The sequence below is a fragment of the Streptococcus sp. SV2 genome (assembly GCF_030440175.1).
GTDB lineage: Bacteria > Bacillota > Bacilli > Lactobacillales > Streptococcaceae > Streptococcus > Streptococcus raffinosi.
The window spans coordinates 19,023-36,399 of the sequence record NZ_JAQFJQ010000013.1 but is presented as its reverse complement, the minus strand read 5'-3'; the positions used below and the strand labels follow the sequence as shown (position 1 = coordinate 36,399).

General features: G+C 43.1%; 5 protein-coding genes. All 5 read left to right on the top strand.

Translation table 11 applies throughout. The features are described from left to right. Window positions 1-121 precede the first annotated feature (121 nt). The 5 genes from PCY14_RS07490 to PCY14_RS07470 all read left to right on the top strand — a co-directional run bounded on the left by PCY14_RS07490 (window position 122) and on the right by PCY14_RS07470 (window position 17,324). Window positions 122-6,211 (top strand): ZmpA/ZmpB/ZmpC family metallo-endopeptidase, encoded by a 6,090-nt coding sequence (locus PCY14_RS07490; RefSeq protein WP_301363371.1) that lies wholly within the window; start codon window positions 122-124, stop codon window positions 6,209-6,211. A 441-nt stretch (window positions 6,212-6,652) separates the two neighbouring features. After that, complete coding sequence (locus PCY14_RS07485; protein WP_301363369.1) at window positions 6,653-10,282, top strand: YSIRK-type signal peptide-containing protein; 3,630 nt, start codon at window positions 6,653-6,655, stop codon at window positions 10,280-10,282. Between the two features lie 188 nt (window positions 10,283-10,470). Then, a complete protein-coding gene (locus tag PCY14_RS07480) occupies window positions 10,471-11,679 on the top strand; it encodes an exonuclease SbcCD subunit D (protein ID WP_293920161.1) in 1,209 nt (402 codons plus the stop codon). Next, window positions 11,676-14,855 (top strand): SMC family ATPase, encoded by a 3,180-nt coding sequence (locus tag PCY14_RS07475; RefSeq protein ID WP_301363367.1) that lies wholly within the window; start codon window positions 11,676-11,678, stop codon window positions 14,853-14,855. The genes PCY14_RS07480 and PCY14_RS07475 overlap by 4 nt, the downstream gene beginning before the upstream one ends. A 375-nt stretch (window positions 14,856-15,230) precedes the next feature. Further along, the gene (locus tag PCY14_RS07470; RefSeq protein ID WP_060934287.1) at window positions 15,231-17,324 is read left to right on the top strand and encodes a glycosyltransferase; all 2,094 of its coding nucleotides are present in this window, start codon (window positions 15,231-15,233) and stop codon (window positions 17,322-17,324) included. Window positions 17,325-17,377: the final 53 nt, after the last annotated feature.

The following is a 17,377-nucleotide window of genomic DNA, read 5'->3' as shown; positions in this document are numbered from 1 at the left end:
AAAGGATATGATAGACTTCGGAAGAAGGTTAATAAATGCATAAAGTGCGTGTTTATTCGATAACGTCTTTGTTTTTGACGTGCCTTTGGGGTACAACGATTAACAAATAGGAAGTTTATGAATGAAACAAGCAAATCATGTTGTTGAAAAAGTGACAAAATACGCCATTCGTAAGTTGTCAGTAGGTGTTGGACCAGTTGCTATTGGAACATTCTTAATAGCAGGTGGTCTTTTCGTGTCTAAACCTGTTGAGGCAGACCAAGTCAGCGCTGATGCTTCAGTGCATTTGGCCTATGTCACTGAAAATGAATTGACACCAGCAGAGCAGAAACAAGTGGTCCATGCCATTCCTAAGGACTATCAAAATGAAGACACGTTTTATTTGGTCTATAAACGTAAGGGAAACACGCAGGCTACCTTACCTCAGACAGGCAGTACAGAATGGGCAGCGACAGGTCTAGGGTTGGCAACAGCAAGTATGGCTGTCCTTCTGTTTTCAAAAAAACACCGTAAAAAACTTATTGGTCTGGTTTTGATCGGGGCTACAGGTCAAACTCTCTTTATGCCGGTTGAAGTGCTTGCTTTGCAAAATAAGGAATTGCGTGCTTTTAATCAGACCGTGGCAGTTGCTAGTGCAGAGGATTTGGCTAAGGGTGTTATCACCATCGATGGTTACGAATATGTTGGTTATCTTCGTTATTCCTCAAAACCTGAGCTTGAACAGCCTTTAGAGACGGTTTTTAAAGGGCTTGAACCATCCATAAAAGACGATAAGGCACCAAAGCAAGAAGCCACTGATAAAGAAACAACGGAAAAAAGTTGGCAAAAGGGTAGTCAGGAAATCGGGCACGAGGGAGAATCTCTCGTTCAACCAAGTGTTCCTGAAAACAGTGCGCCAACAAGTGCTAAGGGCACGCAGGAAGTTGGCCACGAAGGTGAAGCGACTGTGCAACCAGCCGCCCCAGAGTATACAGGTCCAATCAGTGCTAATGGCACGCAGGAAGTTGGTCACGAAGGGGAGGCTGCTGTTCAGCCTGTCAATCCCGAGTATACGGGTTCAATTAGTAGCGATACTGTAAGCGCTAATGGCACGCAGGAAATTGGTCACGAAGGTGAAGCTTGGGTTCAGCCAGCTACACCAGAATATACAGGCCCAATCAGTGCTAATGGCACGCAAGAAATTGGTCACGAAGGGGAGGCTGCTGTTCAGCCTGTCAATCCCGAGTATACTGGTCCAATCAGTAGCGATACTGTAAGTGCTAATGGTACACAGGAAGTTGGTCACGAAGGTGAAGCTTGGGTTCAACCAGCCGCGCCAGAATATACCGGCCCAATTAGTGCTAATGGTACCCAAGAAGTTGGTCATGAGGGCGAGGCGCTCGTTCAACCAGCCGCACCGGAATATACAGGCCCAATTAGCGCCAACGGTACTCAAGAACCAGGCCACGAAGGCGAAGCCCTTGTTCAACCTGCTAATCCAGACTATACAGGTAAACTGGAAGCTAAAGGGACTCAAGAACCAGGCCATGAAGGCGAAGCCCTTGTTCAACCTACAAATCCAGAGTACACAGGCAAACTGGAAGCCAAGGGTACACAAGAATCAGGTCACGAAGGTGAGGCGGCTGTCCAACCCGAGAATCCTGTCCACACTCCAGTTGTTGGAAGTGTCACAGAGACTGAAACGCAAGCCATCGATTATCCTATCGAAGTTATCACTGATGATAGCAAGTATGTGGATGAAGAGGTTGTCGAGCAAGAAGGTCAAAAAGGTAGCCAAGAAATCCAGAAAATTTACCAAACCATTGATGGTGTCAAGGTTGGTGAGCCAACTATTGTGTCAGGTAAGGTTATTGAGGTGCCACAACCTAGAAAACTTCGTCGTGGCAGCAAACCTCTAGATGGAACAACGACGGAAGAGTCTATCGTAGAGCTTCCATTTAAAGAGATTGTCCAAGAAGATGATAGTCTTGAAAAGGGCACTCTAAAGGTTGTCCAAGAAGGTCAAAAAGGTCAAAACAAAATCACCAAAGTCTATAAGACCTATAAAGGGAATAAGACGTCTGAGGCACCAACTGTCACTGAAACCGTGCTAGTTCCTGTTCAAGATCGTATCGTTCACAAAGGGACCAAGGTGTCTGAAAAACCAGTGCTTACGCTGACACAGATTGACAAGGATAATTTGGGTCGTAGTGCTAAACTTAGCTACAACTTGACGAATCCAGGTTCAGCAGCTATCACGACTATTAAAGCTGTGCTTAAGAAAGACGGACAGGTTGTTCAAACGCTTGATATTCCTAGCACGACCTTGACTGCTGACCTAACAAACTTAGACTATTACAAGCCATATACCCTCACAACAACCATGACCTATGATCGTGGCAATGGTGAGGAGAATCAGGTTTTGGCAGACCAAACTCTCCAACTGGATTTCAAGAAGGTTGAGCTTAAAGATTTTGCACGTACAGATTTGATTAAGTATGACAATCAAACAGAAGTGGATGAGACTCGTCTGGCAGCTGTACCTCAGGATCTCACGAATTACTACTTGAAGATGACTTCTGCGGATCAGAAGACCACTTACTTGGCTGTAAAAGCCATCGAAGAAACGACGGTTGATGGCAAGGCGGTTTATAAGGTAACTGCAGCAGCGGACAATTTGGTTCAACGTGATGCCCAAAACCATTTTGCTCAAACCTATAGCTATTACATTGAGAAACCTCAGGCTAGCCAAGCCAATGTTTACTACGATTTTGCTGAGTTGGTCAATGCCATTCAGGCTAATCCTTCAGGTGAATTTAGACTGGGTCAAAGCATGAGTGCTCGTCACGTCGTTCCAAACGGTAAATCATACATTACGACCGAATTTACTGGTAAGTTGCTAAGTGATGGTGACAAACGCTATGCCATCTATGATTTAGAGCATCCATTGTTTAATGTCATCAATGGCGGAACGATCAAGAACATCAACTTTGAAAATGTAGACATCAATCGCTCTGGGCAAAATCAAATCGCGACGGTTGGATTTAACCTTAAAAATAAAGGTCTGATTGAAGATGTTAAGGTGACTGGTTCGATTACTGGTAACAATGATGTGGCTGGTATCGTCAATAAGATTGATGAAGATGGTAAGATTGAGAATGTCGCTTTTGTCGGTAAGATTGACTCTATCGGTAATAACTCGACAGTTGGTGGGATTGCTGGTTCAAACTACATGGGATTTGTCAACAGAGCCTATGTAGATGCGACTATTACAGCTCAAAATGCCAATGCCAGTATGCTGGTGCCATTTGTCACTTACATGCTCAACAGTTGGAAATCAGGAACGAAGGCTAAGGTAACCAATTCAGTAGCCAAGGGTGTACTTGATGTTAAAAACACACGAAATGTCGGTGGTATTGTCGCTAAGACATGGCCTTACGGCGCTGTTCAAGACAACGTGACCTATGCCAAGGTTGTCAAAGGTCAAGAAATCTTTGCTTCTAATGATGTGGATGACGAAGATGGTGGACCTCATATCAAAGACCTCTTTGGCGTTATCGGCTATAGCTCTGCCGAAGATGGCACTGGTAGAGATACCAAGAGTCCGAAAAAACTCAAACATTTGACTAAGGAAGAAGCTGATAAGCGTGTTGAAGGCTACAAGATTACAGCTGATACATTTGTTAGTGAGCCTTACGATTTGAATACTCTTAACAATGTTTCTAGTCCATCAGACTTCGCTAATATTCAAGATTATAAGCCTGAATATAGCAAGGCTTACAAGAATATCGAGAAACTTCAACCCTTCTATAACAAAGATTATATTGTCTATCAAGCAAACAAACTGGCTAAAGACCATAACCTGAATACCAAAGATGTGCTCTCAGTGACACCAATGAAAGACAGTAATTTTGTCACAGATTTAAGTGATGCTAACAAGATTATTGTTCACTATGCTGATGGTACCAAAGACTACTTCAAGCTTTCAGATAGTTCCGAAGGATTGAGCAACGTTAAGGAGTACACTGTTACTGATTTGGGTATCACGTACACCCCAAATATCGTTCAAAAAGACCACTCAAGCCTCATCAACGGTATTGTCGATATCCTTAAACCGATTGAGTTGCAGTCTGACCCAATTTACCAAAAACTTGGTCGTACTGGAGGAAACAAGGTCAATGCTATTAAGAATCTTTACTTGGAAGAAAGCTTTGACGCTGTTAAGAATAATTTGACTAGCCTTGTCACTAAGCTGGTTGAGAATGAGGATCATCAACTCAACCAATCACCTGCTGCCCAACAAATGATTCTTGACAAGGTTGAGAAAAATAAGGCTGCCCTCTTGCTAGGTTTGACCTACTTGAATCGCTACTATGGTGTGAAATTTGATGATGTCAATATCAAGGAACTCATGCTCTTTAAACCAGATTTCTATGGTAACAATGTGGATGTTCTTGACCGCTTGATTGAAATTGGCTCTAAGGAAAATAATATCAGTGGTTCAAGAACATACGATGCTTTCGGTGAAGTTCTAGCTAAATATACTAAATCTGGAGATTTAAACGACTTCCTTAACTACAATCGAAAACTCTTTACCACTATTGATAATATGAACGACTGGTTCATTGATGCGACTAAGGATAAGGTCTATGTTGTCGAGAAAGCTTCTCAAAACCAAGGTGTCGGCGAGCACAAGTACCGTGCTTATGATAACTTAACCCGTGGCTTGCATCGAAAGATGATTCTTCCTTTGTTGAATCTTGATAAGACACAGATGTTCTTGATTTCTACTTATGATACCATGTCTTATGGTACAGCCAATAAATACAACACGACCTTGGAGAAATTCAAGCCTGAGATTGATTTGGCTGCTCAACGTCAAATTAACTATCTTGATTTCTGGCAACGATTGGCTACCGATAAGGTTAAGGACAGATTGTTCAAGGATATTGTCATTCCGGTCTGGGAAGGTTACTATGTCTGGGGTCATGGTTGGCCAGGTTGGCCAGATCGCTACGGCCAATTTAAAGACAGTAAAGATATCTATGCGCCAATTCGTGAAATCTATGGCCCAGTCGGCGAATACTATGGAGATAATGGTGCTGTGGCTGGTGCGTATGCGTCTATTTACGACAATGCCTACGATAACCGTGCCAAGGTAACCTTTATCATGTCTAATGTGGTTAGTGAGTACGGAGCCTCTGCCTTCACGCATGAAACGACCCACATCAATGACCGTATTGCCTACTTTGGCGATTATGGTCGTCGTGAAGGAACAGACGTTGAAGCTTATGCCCAAGGTCTTCTTCAATCACCAGCTACTCAGGGTCACCAAGGTGAATACGGAGCACTAGGACTCAATATGGCCTTTGAACGCCCTAATGATGGTAATCAATGGTATGACACAAATCCAAACAAGTTGAATTCACGTGAAGCCATCGACCGTTACATGAAGGGTTACAATGATACCCTCATGCTTCTTGACTCACTTGAAGGGGAAGCGGTCCTTAGTCAAGGCAACCGGGACCTCAATAATGCTTGGTTCAAGAAGGTCGATAAGGAAATGCGTGGTAGCAGCAAAAATCAATACGATAAGGTTCGTCCTTTGAACGATAGTGAAAAGGCTATGACCTTGACCTCTATCGATGACCTTGTGGACAACAACTTCATGACCAATCGTGGACCGGGCAATGGTGTCTATAAACCAGATGATTTCGCTTCTGCCTATGTCAATGTGCCTATGATGTCTGCCATTTATGGCGGAAATACCAGCGAGGGTTCTCCTGGTGCCATGTCCTTCAAGCATAATACCTTTAGACTTTGGGGTTATTATGGTTATGAGAAAGGCTTCCTTGGTTATGCGACTAACAAGTATAAACAAGAAGCCAAAGCAGCCGGTAAGAGCACTCTAGGTGATGACTTTATCATCAGCAAGATTTCAGATGGTCAGTTCACCTCTCTAGAAGCCTTCAAGAAGGCCTACTTCAAAGAAGTAAAAGAAAAAGCGTTTCATGGCCTAACACCAGTAACGATTGATGGCACAAGTGTTGCCTCTTACAATGATTTATTGACCTTGTTCAAGGATGCTGTTGCCAAAGATGCAGCAAGTATCAAGACGGATAAGAATGGTAATAAGTCAGTGTCAACAAGTCATACGACTAAACTCAAAGAAGCTGTCTACAAGAAACTCTTGCAAGAAACAGATAGTTTCACAAGCTCTATTTTCAAATAATAGCTCAAATAATCCCTCTTGGAAAACATCCAAGGGGATTTTTGAGTCTTGTCAAAAAATTAGCGGAGAGAGGTATTTCCTATCATTAGATTGGCAATTGGGAAAGCATAAGGCTAGGCTGTCAATGACCTTTCTTGTATCTTTTAATCTCTATCATAAAAAGGACATAAAAGAGTAGTGTTGAGACGGATTTTTAATAAATACGGTCTGCTTATGAAAGTCTTTTGAAAATTATAAAACTGACAAAGTGGTTCATTTTGGAAAGTTGTGGTTAGAACGCTTTGATAAATCAAAGGATTTAGATAAGGGACAAAGATTAATGTTTTCTAAGAAAAATTAAATTAACAAACAATTATTAGTATATATTTGACAATTTAATAATTATGGTATAAAATGGAAGACGTATATAAAGTAATTTGGATATTGAGGAATTTTATTACTATGAGAGATATGTTTAATAAACGCCAACATTTTTCATTACGGAAATACAGCTTTGGTGTAGCCTCTGTTCTTTTGGGAGTTTCAATCTTTTCAAATGCACAGGGCGCACAAGCTGATGAAACGGTAGCACCAGCTACTACGGGTATGGCAACAACTGCTGAACCTGATGTGGTTGTAGAACAGTCAACACCGACAGCGGCATCAACGGCCCCAACAACAACAGAAAACGCACCAAGCTCAGTGTCAACTGTGGCTTTAGCCAGCGAACAGCCCCAATCAGCAGCACCAGCCAGCCAGGCAACTTCGACTAGTCAAACAGCAGCTAGCTCAGAAGTAGCGTCACATGCTGCTTCACAAGCTAGCTCTGAGTCTGCAACAGCGCAAGCAACTTCAGTGGCTACAAGTGCACAAGCCCTTAGCTCAACAGCAGCTACTGAGGCTCCTGTAGCTGATCAAGTGTCAGCTCAAACGACTGGTGCAGCCACTTCAGTTGCAACAGCAACAGAAGCTACTAGCACAGAATCAAAGGCTGTTAATAGCGCCCTTAAAGTAGCTACAAGCGAGTTGGCTGTGACAAGCAGCGAATTAAACGCAGCCGAAGCTAGTCTTAACTCTGAAAACCTCATCAATGCTATGGGACTTGCAGTCGCAAACCGTGACCTTCGTCCAGTTGATGCACTCACTGTTTTGACCAATGCTGGAGCAGGCTCAACCAACCCTGACTTGACCAACCTTGGCTATAAGTTGAACTATTTGCCAGAACGTCAACAGTACTTTGTTAACATTGACTACATCAACCACCTTAAAGTCGGTCGTGATAGTGATGGTGTCATGAGAGCTTATGACTACATTGACGATGCGACTGGTAGATATGTGGTTGTCGTAAACTATGCCAACCTTGGTATTATCGACTATGTGGATGAAGCTGGAAATAAGATTCCAAACTCTTCAACCTACCGTATTAACAACTCAACTGAAACAATCACAGCAAACGGTAAAACTTACAATAAAATCTATGATGCCGGTATAACAGAACTTCCACCAGTGCCAGCAGGTTACCGTATCAAGTACGCATCTGCTGATAAGTCTAGAGCTAATGCTTATGTGGATGTTTTGAAAGCAGAACGTCAATATGATTACGTAAACGGTATTGCAACGATTCGCTCAAATCGTTCTTGGGCTTACAATCAAAGCCGTGTCGTTGACCTCGTTCAATTTGCCAATGGCGCTCAAGGTTTAGATGCTTCTATTGATGCTAATGGTGGCGGTCAATATTTGGCACCAGGTTACCATTACCACATTATCGTTGAAAAAGACACTAAAGATGTGACTAAGGCAACCAGTCAAACCGTTAGCTACACAGGTGCTGATGCTAAGACACCAGTTGCTAACACTCAAAACGACTTTAGCTTTAGCGGTAAAGAAGATCCTACAACTAACACAACAACTTGGACAGCAACGAGCCATACTTACGGCACAGTTAAGACTCCAGTTGTGACTGGCTACTATGCGGATAAAGCAGTAGCTGGCGGTAAGACAGTTACTCCAGATGCACCAAATGCAACTGATACAGTGACTTACAAGGCCTTTGGTAAATTCATTGCCGTTGATGAAAATGGCAATCCAATTCCAGGTGTCTCAACAACTGCTTATACAAACGATCCAGATGATGCGACTAAGATGATTGCCATCGACAAGACAATTCCAAGTATCGCTGGTTACACTGTTAAAGCCCTTCCAGTGTCTCCATCAAATCCTGGTGAAGATACACGTGTCGTTTACGTAGCTATCGTTAACGATGTGACTAAAGCTACTAAACAAACGGTTACCTTCCAAGGTGCAGGTGACAAGACACCAGCTGCAGATGTAAAATCTGACTATACTTTTGCAGGTAAAGATAACCAAGCAACTGGTAAAGTGACTTGGAATGAAGCTAGCCACACCTATGCTAGCGTTAAAGTTCCTGTTGTAACAGGTTACTTTGCAGATAAAGCCCTAGCAGGTGGTAAGACAGTTACTCCAGATGCTCCAGAAGCAACTGATACCGTAACTTATAAGGCCTTTGGTAAATTCATCATTGTGGATGAAAATGGCAATCCAATTCCAGGAGTTTCAGATACTGCCTACATCAACGATCCTAACGATCCAACTAAGATGATTGCTGTTGACAAGAACTTGCCAACTATCCCAGGATACACTGCTAAGGTTGTACCTGCGACACCAGGTGATTTGTCTAGCGACACTAAGGTTGTCTATGTTAAGAATGATCAAAAAGCAAGTGTTACTTATCGTGATGAAACTGGTGGTTCAACGCTTGAAACTGTTGCTTTGGCTGGTAAATCTGGCGAAGCGGTTGGTTATTCAACAGCTGAACGCATCAAACACTATCAAGAACTTGGCTATGTCCTTGTGACAGATGGTTACCCAGCTGGCGCAACATTTGATTTGGACAGTGCGGTAGATCAAGCTTGGACAGTAAGCTTCAAACGTGTTGCGCTTGACTTTAATCCAGATGATGCTCACGAACCAGGTACGCCAATCTATCCTAACCAACCAAATGGTCCAAAATGGCCTGCTAAGGATGCCTACCTCAAGGATGTGACTTACACTGTTCATTATACAAGTAAAGACAGCCATGCGAAATTGCCAGCAGACAGTGTTCAAAAGGCACAATGGAAACGTTCATTGACCCTTGATTCTGTAACAGGTGATATTCTTACAACTGGTGAATGGAAGGCCGATAAGACTAAATTTGATCTCGTCCTCACACCTTTGGTTAATGGTTACTTTGCTGATAAAGGCCGTGTAGCTGCTCAAGATGTTACTATGGACAGCAAGGTTGAAACGGTTACTTACACTAAATTTGGTAAGATCATTCCTGTTGACGAAAAAGGTAACCCAATCCCAGGTGCTGAAGGAATCGCTTACACAAATGACCCTAATGACCCAACCAAGGCTGCTATGACGCTTGTTCCTGAGATTAAAGGTTACAAGGCTGATAAGACTGGTGTGACACCAAGCAATCCTGGTGAAGATACTAAGGTTGTTTACAAGTTGGTTAATGCAGAACCTGCTAAACCAGCAGTTAACAAAGAAGTTGGTACAATCGTCGTTATCTACCGTGATGAATATGGTAACCAAATCAAGATGCCACTTGTTATCACTAACTCTGTTGGTGCTGATGTTAACCTTCACGGCGACCGTTACATCTACCGTAATGGTGTGAAATACGAATTGATTCGTCAAGAAGGTAAATCAACAGACAAGATGACTGAAGGTCAAACAGTTGTTACTTACATCTACCGCAAGGTTGAAGATGGTTCAACACCTTCAACTGCTAATGGTGGAAGCTCAACTTCTAAAGCTGTTAAAGCAACTTCAAACGGTGCTAAAGGATCTAAGGGTTCAGGTTCAGCAGCTGATGGTGCTTCAGACGGTAAAGGTTCAGATAAGAAGAAATCTGGAAATAAAGATGGTAAGAAGGCAGATGGTTCTGATAAAGCTAAGGAAGGCGATGAACAATTGCCAGTAACAGGTGACTCAGGTAACAACCTCGAAGCAATGGGTGTTGTTGTCATGGGACTCATGACTGGACTTGCAGCTATGAACCGTCGTAAAAAACAAGACTAAGATTTTAATACCTTATCTTTCATAAATTCCAAAAATAATAATCTCTCTCGAGTAGGAATTGCTCGGGAGAGATTTTTTGGTCTTTGCAGCTAAAAAGCGGAAAAACTATCAAAGCCTGTGAAACTTTTAAGCAGTATTCAGCTTGATAAGGTACAATAGAGTAAGACAAAACGAATGAGGAGACTGTCATGAAGTTTTTACATACGTCAGATTGGCATGTAGGGCGAACGCTCAATGGCTGGTCTTTGTTGGAGGAGCAGGAGTGGGCCTTTCAACAAATTGTGGATTTGGCTATTAGCGAAAAAGTGGATGGGGTCATCATTGCGGGAGACCTCTATGACCGTGCGGTACCGCCTGTGGATGCCATTAAGCTTTTTAATAAGACCTTGGCCCGTTTGGTCTTAGAGGAGCAGATTCCTGTTTATGCTATCAGTGGCAATCACGATGGGGCTGAACGTTTGCATTTTGGGCGAGACTTTTTTCAACCTCAGGGCCTTCATTTGAGCACACGTTTAGAGGAGGCTTTTGAGCCTATTGAGTTGGAGGCTTGCCAGATTTTCCTCCTTCCCTTTATTGACCCCATTGATGCTCGTATTTACTATAAAGACGATGAGAATAAGGAAATTCAGGGGATTGGTGATGCCTTGGCCTATATTCTCCAGGATATGGAAAAAGCCTTTGATCCTGACAAGGCCCATATTTTAGTGACGCATTTTGCGGTTTCTAAGAAGGATGACCAAGATGGTCAAAGTCTACGGGAATTGATGTTGTCTGAAACTAGCAATACGGTAGGTGGTCTTACTAATGTGACCAGTGACCTTTTCAGGGCGTTTGATTATGTGGCCTTGGGGCATATCCATACCCGATTTGCCAGTCCTACCCAGTGCGTGCACTATTCAGGTAGCCCAGTTGCCTTTAATGTCAAAGAAGCCAAGCGTAAGGAAGAAAAAGGTGTCTATATTGTTGAGGTGGATGCGTCTGGTGATTTGTCTCAGACCTTCCATCCTCTGGAGGTCAGACGGCCAATTGTGGCCTTGCAGGCGCCTTTTGAAACCTTGGTGGCACCCGAATTTTATAAGGAACAGCCTTGTCAAAAGGCTTGGTTTGCCTTTGATATTCAATTGTCTAGCCGTAAGGAATTAGAAGGCATCAATGTGCGTGCCCGTTTGGAAGAAATTTATGGGACAGACATTGTAGAAATTACCTTCAGTCGTCTTGGTGATGTTAGGGAAGAAAACTTGACTGTTGATCAGCACTTAAAAGATTTGGAAATGCAGTCGCCGCAGGAAATTGTCTCTGATTTTTACCAGACAGTGACTGGGGGCGATGTCTTGTCTGAGAGACAGACTGCCCTTGTGGAAAGTATTTTTGAGGAGATTGGGAGGAGCCGACAATGAGACCAGTTCAGTTAGAATTGACCAATTTTGGACCTTATCGTAAGGAAGTCATCAATTTCACCCAGTTTGACCATGCTCCCCTCTTTTTGATAGGTGGGGATACGGGGGCTGGTAAGAGTACCCTCTTTGATGCCATGACGGTAGCCTTGTTTGCGACGACCAGTGGTGATCGTAATGTTGAGGAGATGCGGTCGACCTTCGCTGGTCCAGAGGACGATCTGACCAAGGTGACTTTTTACTTCCAACAAGGCAAGCATCTTTATCGCATTGAGCGTGTTCTCCAGCAGGAGAGGGCCAAGCGAGGCGGTGGTACGACCATACAAAAAGCGACAGCTTCTCTAGTCATTGTGGATAAGATTGGTGGTCAGGAAATTGAAAAACTTGGGGATAAAATCAAGGAAGTTAGTGACCAGATTGAGCAGATTTTGGGGCTCAATGCCGAGCAGTTCAAGCAGATTATTCTTCTTCCGCAAAATGATTTTAGTCGTTTTTTGAAAGAGGATTCCAAGACCAAAACCCAAATTTTAAAGAAAATCTTTGGAACAGGTATCTTTGACCGTTTTCAAAAGAACTTGGAAGAGCGTCTTCGTCAGAGCAATAAGGATATGGATAAGCGTCAGGCTCAGCTAGATGGTCATTTTGCCAGTCAGGTGTGGTCTGAGGAGGAATTAGCCGTCTTGGTCCAAACGCCAGCCTCTGAAAAATTGGCACGCCTTGAAGAACTTCTGTCTCAGCGTCAAGAAAGTCTTACGGAGCAAAAAAGCATCTTGAAGGATGCCTATGTGGACTTGACTAAACTGCAAAAAAGCTTGCAAAGTGCTCAAGATTTGGCAAAGATTTTTCAAGAATTGGAGCAAGCCAAGGAGCGTTATCGTCTGGAAATTGAGGAAGGGGCTCAGGGGCAGGCAGAGGCAAAAGCGCATCTGGAGGAATTGCAGTTTGCCCAAGGCTTACAAGAAACCATTAGTAGCCTCAAACAATATCAGAAACAGTTGTTGCAATTAGAGCAGGATCTTGAAATTGCGCAGGAAGCATTAAGTGCTAAGGAACAGGCTTTTGAGGACGTTAAGGCTCAAAAAGAGGCACTTGCAGCTCAATCTGAGGCTTTTCTTCAAAAAGAAGAAAAGCTGGAAGCTTGGAAAGAGGACGTTATTTATGCCCAGAGTCTGGCCCAAGAGCAGGAGAAAATCAAACGTTCAAGAACTAACTACAAGCAGTTGGAAGAAACCTATCAAGAGGCGTCGAAAGAGATTGAGAAGCTTAACCAGTCCTTGTCAGATTTGGAGGCCAATCGTCTTAGTGTAGATAGCTTGTATGAGGCCGAAAAACTCCTCCAGTCTGTGGACTACAGTGTGGAAAAACAATTGGCTAAGGACCTGAAAGAAATAGAGGACTTGAATCAGGAATTAGAAAAGACCGACAAACGTCATCAAAGGCTCTCTTTGGAGATTGACCAAGCCCAAGAAAGCCTCAAGAAATTGGAAGTGAAGTTAGCAACAACCATAGCCTCACGCCGTCAGCTCATGATTGCCCAGTTGCAGGCAGAATTAGAGGATGGTCAGCCTTGTATGGTTTGTGGTGCTCTGGAACATCCTAAGGTCGATGGGACACAGGCGAATGAAGCGGCCTTGAAGGAACTCATGAATCAGGTGGAGGAGCTTCAAGCTCAAAAAGAAAGGCAAGTGGCTACCTTGTCAAATCGTCAGGCTACCTTGAGCGAGGTTGAATCAAAACGTCAAGATTTGCTTGACCAAGTAGCAAAAGCTGAGCAAACACTGGAAGAGCATTACCAAGAACTGAAGGAACAAGTTGCAGGTCAATTTGAATTTGAGTTTGCTGAGAGCTATGAGTCCAGTCATGGACAAAACTTGTTAAAACAAGTTAAGCAACATTATCAAGAACTCCAAACACGCTATGATAAGGAAGAGACAGATTATGTCCGATATCAAGATGAGATAGGTAAAGCTCAAGAAAAGACGACAGATTTAGCTAAGAGCTATCAAGAGGCCAAGGCGGCGCTTGACCAAGCTAGGGAGCGCCTAGAGGACTTGCAGAAAGCTCATCCAGAGCTAGAGTCCGTAGAGGTTTATCAAGACCGTATTGCACTTGCCAAGCAGGATTTGGCTCTTTATGAGAAACAGGTCAAGGAGAATGGTGAAGCCTACAACCAACTTCATGCCGATATTAGAGAAATCAAGGGGCAAGTTGAGACCATAACCACTTCTAAAGAAAAAGCCAATAAAGATGTTCAGCGTTTATCAGCTGAATTAGACCAAAGTCTTAAGACTGGAGGGGCCCTCACCAATGACCTAGAGCAAATCCAGCATTGGCTTCTTGAGGTGAACCATCAAGCTATTCCAAAGCTTCAGGCTCAATTGACGACCTATGCAACCCTCAAGCAAGAATTGAAGGCGCAGATTGTCAAGGATCAAGAGCTTCTCCAAAATCAAGAAAAACCAGATTTAGATAGTCTAGGGCAAGCAGTAAAGGCTAGTCAGGAGAGCTACGATAAGCAGTTGTCTCGGGTGTCCGTTATGGAAAAAGGTCTTAAGGATGCGACGGCAACCTACCAAGCTGCCAAAACCCTTCAAGACAGCAACCTGGAGGCCTTTAAGGCCCACCAAGAGCTTAGTGACTTGGTCAAGGTGGTCAAGGGAGAAAATACGGCTCTGACTGGTCGTCTTAATCTTGAGGTCTATGTTATCCGTCAGTATTTTCAACAAATTTTGGATTATGCTAATGCCAACTACATCGGTCTCTTAACGGATAATCGGTATTCCTTTGTCCTGAGTGAAGAAGGACGCAGGGCGCGTGATCACTTTGGTTTGGACATCAACGTCTATGACCAATTGACAGGTAGCGAGCGTTCCGTCAAATCCTTGTCTGGTGGTGAGACCTTTATCGCTGCACTGGCTATTGCCCTATCCCTCTCAGAAGTCGTGCAAAATACAAGCAAGGGTGCCGTTGTTGAAGCCCTCTTCATTGACGAAGGGTTCGGGTCACTAGACAAGGAAGCCCTGACCAAGGCTATTGCCGTTTTGGAACAAATCGGTAAAAATCGCATGGTCGGTGTCATCAGCCACGTGGACGACATGAAAGAAGGGATTGCCCAACAACTAGCCATCATTAAGTCGCACGACGGTAGCAGTCGCATTAAAATTGTGGATAAGGGTTAAGGGGAGTAGAGAGATTAAGAACCTCCACCAAAATTTTTTAACCATTCTAAGAGATAGTTGTCATCTGACCTATCTCTTTTTCTAGTCCCTTGTTAGAATCGTCCCAACTGTCAGTTTTTTCTGAAAATAAAAGGAAATAATGTTGCAAAAAATTCCTCATATAAAAGTTAATCTATTAGAAAATTAAGTGATTGTATGATATAATCTAATATGGTTAAGTCTCGTTAAAATCAGGGAAAAGGATATAGAAAGTGCTGACAGTCCTTATCTTTTGTGACTGCAGAAACTGCTGTTAACCTCTTAAACAGGTTCTTGTGAAGAGGGAGCTGTTTGAGACAGAACACTAATACTAGCTAGAAGAAATAAGACATAAAAATGACAGAAAAAATTTCCGTAATTATACCCGTTTACAATGTAGAAAAGCAGATTCAGACCTGTTTAGACAGCGTTTTAGGTCAAACCTATCAAAATCTTGAAATCATTCTCATCAACTATGGGTCAACAGATAATAGTGATACGATTTGTCGTAGATATGCTGCTCAGGACTCACGTATTCTTTATTTTAAAAAGGATAACGGTGGACTTTCAGATGCCCGTCATATTGGTATCCGCCAAGCTAAGGGTGACTATGTGACTTATGTGGATGCGGAAGATTGGGTTGAGTCAACCTATTTGGAAGACCTCTATAGCAAGCTTTTGGCTTATGAGGCTGATATTGCTGTGGCCAATTATAGTGTCTATAAGGAATCGGAAAATCGCTTTTATTTTCACATCAAAGATGAAGACTATTATGAACAGGTTTATTCGCCGGCTCAGATTATAGACGGCCTCTTTGAAGAAACTAACAACATTAATATCGCCCTGATTTCTGCGACTGGGAAACTCTACAAGCGTTCTTTGTTTAACGACTTGCTTTTCCCTAAAGAACATGTGGGAGAGGACGGCTTTTTCAATCTTAAGGCCTATCTCATGAGTGAGCGCACGATTTACCTTAACAAGGGTCTCTATATTTATCGTGAGAGTCCTGAGATGCCATCGGCGACTTGGATGCAGGACTGGATGATGACCTTGGTTTACGCCATGGAAGAGCGCTTGGCTATTGTGGCTAGTCATGGTTTCCCTATGGAAAAATACATGATTACCTACCGTCAGATGCTGGCTGCTTGCCTGAAAAATGTGGAAGAGCAAGGGCTTACGCATTCTGATGCCTACCGCTCTATTCAGGAAAAATATCAGGTCTTACGCTTAGCGCCTCAACGTTATGAGACCAAAAAGCGTGCTATTGTCCTAGCGGCTAACTATGGCTATGTTGATCAAGTGCTTGCGACCATGAAGTCCATCATTTTTCACCATCGTAATATCCGTTTTTACTTGATTAACGATGATTTCTCACAAGAATGGTTCAGGGGGCTCAACCGTCATCTGGCTGCTTTTGGTAGTGAGGTGATTAACTGTCGTGTGGACAGTAGTCAGATCAAGCAATACAAGACTAATAGTAACTATGCCAGCTATCTCCGCTATTTTGTAGCTGATTTTGTGTCTGAGGAACAGGCACTGTATCTGGATAGTGATATGGTGGTTACGGGTTCACTGGAGGATCTTTTTACACTTGATTTACAGGGGCGTCCTCTTGCTGCTGTTCGTGATTATGCTATTCAGGTTCAGGACCGTCAGTATATGTTTGATGCCGGGTTTATGGTGATTGATACTGCCTATTGGAAGCAATACAATATGAGACGCCACTTAATTGACATGACCAGTGAGTGGCATGATAAGGTACCATTTGCGGAACAGTCTATTTTGAATATGGTCTTCCGTAATAACTGGTTGCCCTTGTCTTTCGACAATAACTATGCCGTCACCAAGTCAAGTTTGGCTGGTTTCCATTTGCCTAATGGACAATCTTATCCTAAGGTTTTACACTACGCCTCACATCGTAAGCCTTGGCTGCCTTTAGCCTGTCAATCCTATCGTGACGTTTGGTGGTTCTATGCCCAAATGGATTGGTCAGGGGTGGGTGATAATCCTGGCTTGCTACCACTCTTAGAGGATATGATTTATCCGAAGGGGCGTCCATTTACCTGCCTGATTTATACCAATATTGCAGAAATTCCGCATTTGACAGATCTTATCTCTGCGCTTCCTAAGGTTCAGTTTAAGATTGCCTGTCGCCAGCATGTTTCAGATAAACTGGCACAATTAATCACTTATCCCAATGTGACAGTTTACTCAGCCATTGCAGGCTTAAATGGCTTAGACTTGGAGTTGGTTCATACCAGTGACCTCCTTTTGGATATTAACCCTGGAAGAAAGGTAGTGGAAATCCTTGATGCCTTTAGGTTCGAAAATAAACCCATTCTAGGCTTTGAGGATCTCAAGTCAACCAAACATAACCAACAGACCTACTCAAGAGATCGTTGGAAAGAGATGGCTGAGACCATTCGTCAAATGCGTAAGAAGAGCCTTTGATGAGGCTTTTGCTCGTTTGGATTTGGTATGAATAGGAAATAAAAAACTCAGTG

Coding starts and splice junctions, on each gene's coding strand:
- PCY14_RS07485 (WP_301363369.1), top strand. CDS start 6,653: ATGAGAGATATGTTTAATAAACGCCAACATTTTTCATTACGGAAATAC.
- PCY14_RS07480 (WP_293920161.1), top strand. CDS start 10,471: ATGAAGTTTTTACATACGTCAGATTGGCATGTAGGGCGAACGCTCAAT.
- PCY14_RS07470 (WP_060934287.1), top strand. CDS start 15,231: ATGACAGAAAAAATTTCCGTAATTATACCCGTTTACAATGTAGAAAAG.
- PCY14_RS07490 (WP_301363371.1), top strand. CDS start 122: ATGAAACAAGCAAATCATGTTGTTGAAAAAGTGACAAAATACGCCATT.
- PCY14_RS07475 (WP_301363367.1), top strand. CDS start 11,676: ATGAGACCAGTTCAGTTAGAATTGACCAATTTTGGACCTTATCGTAAG.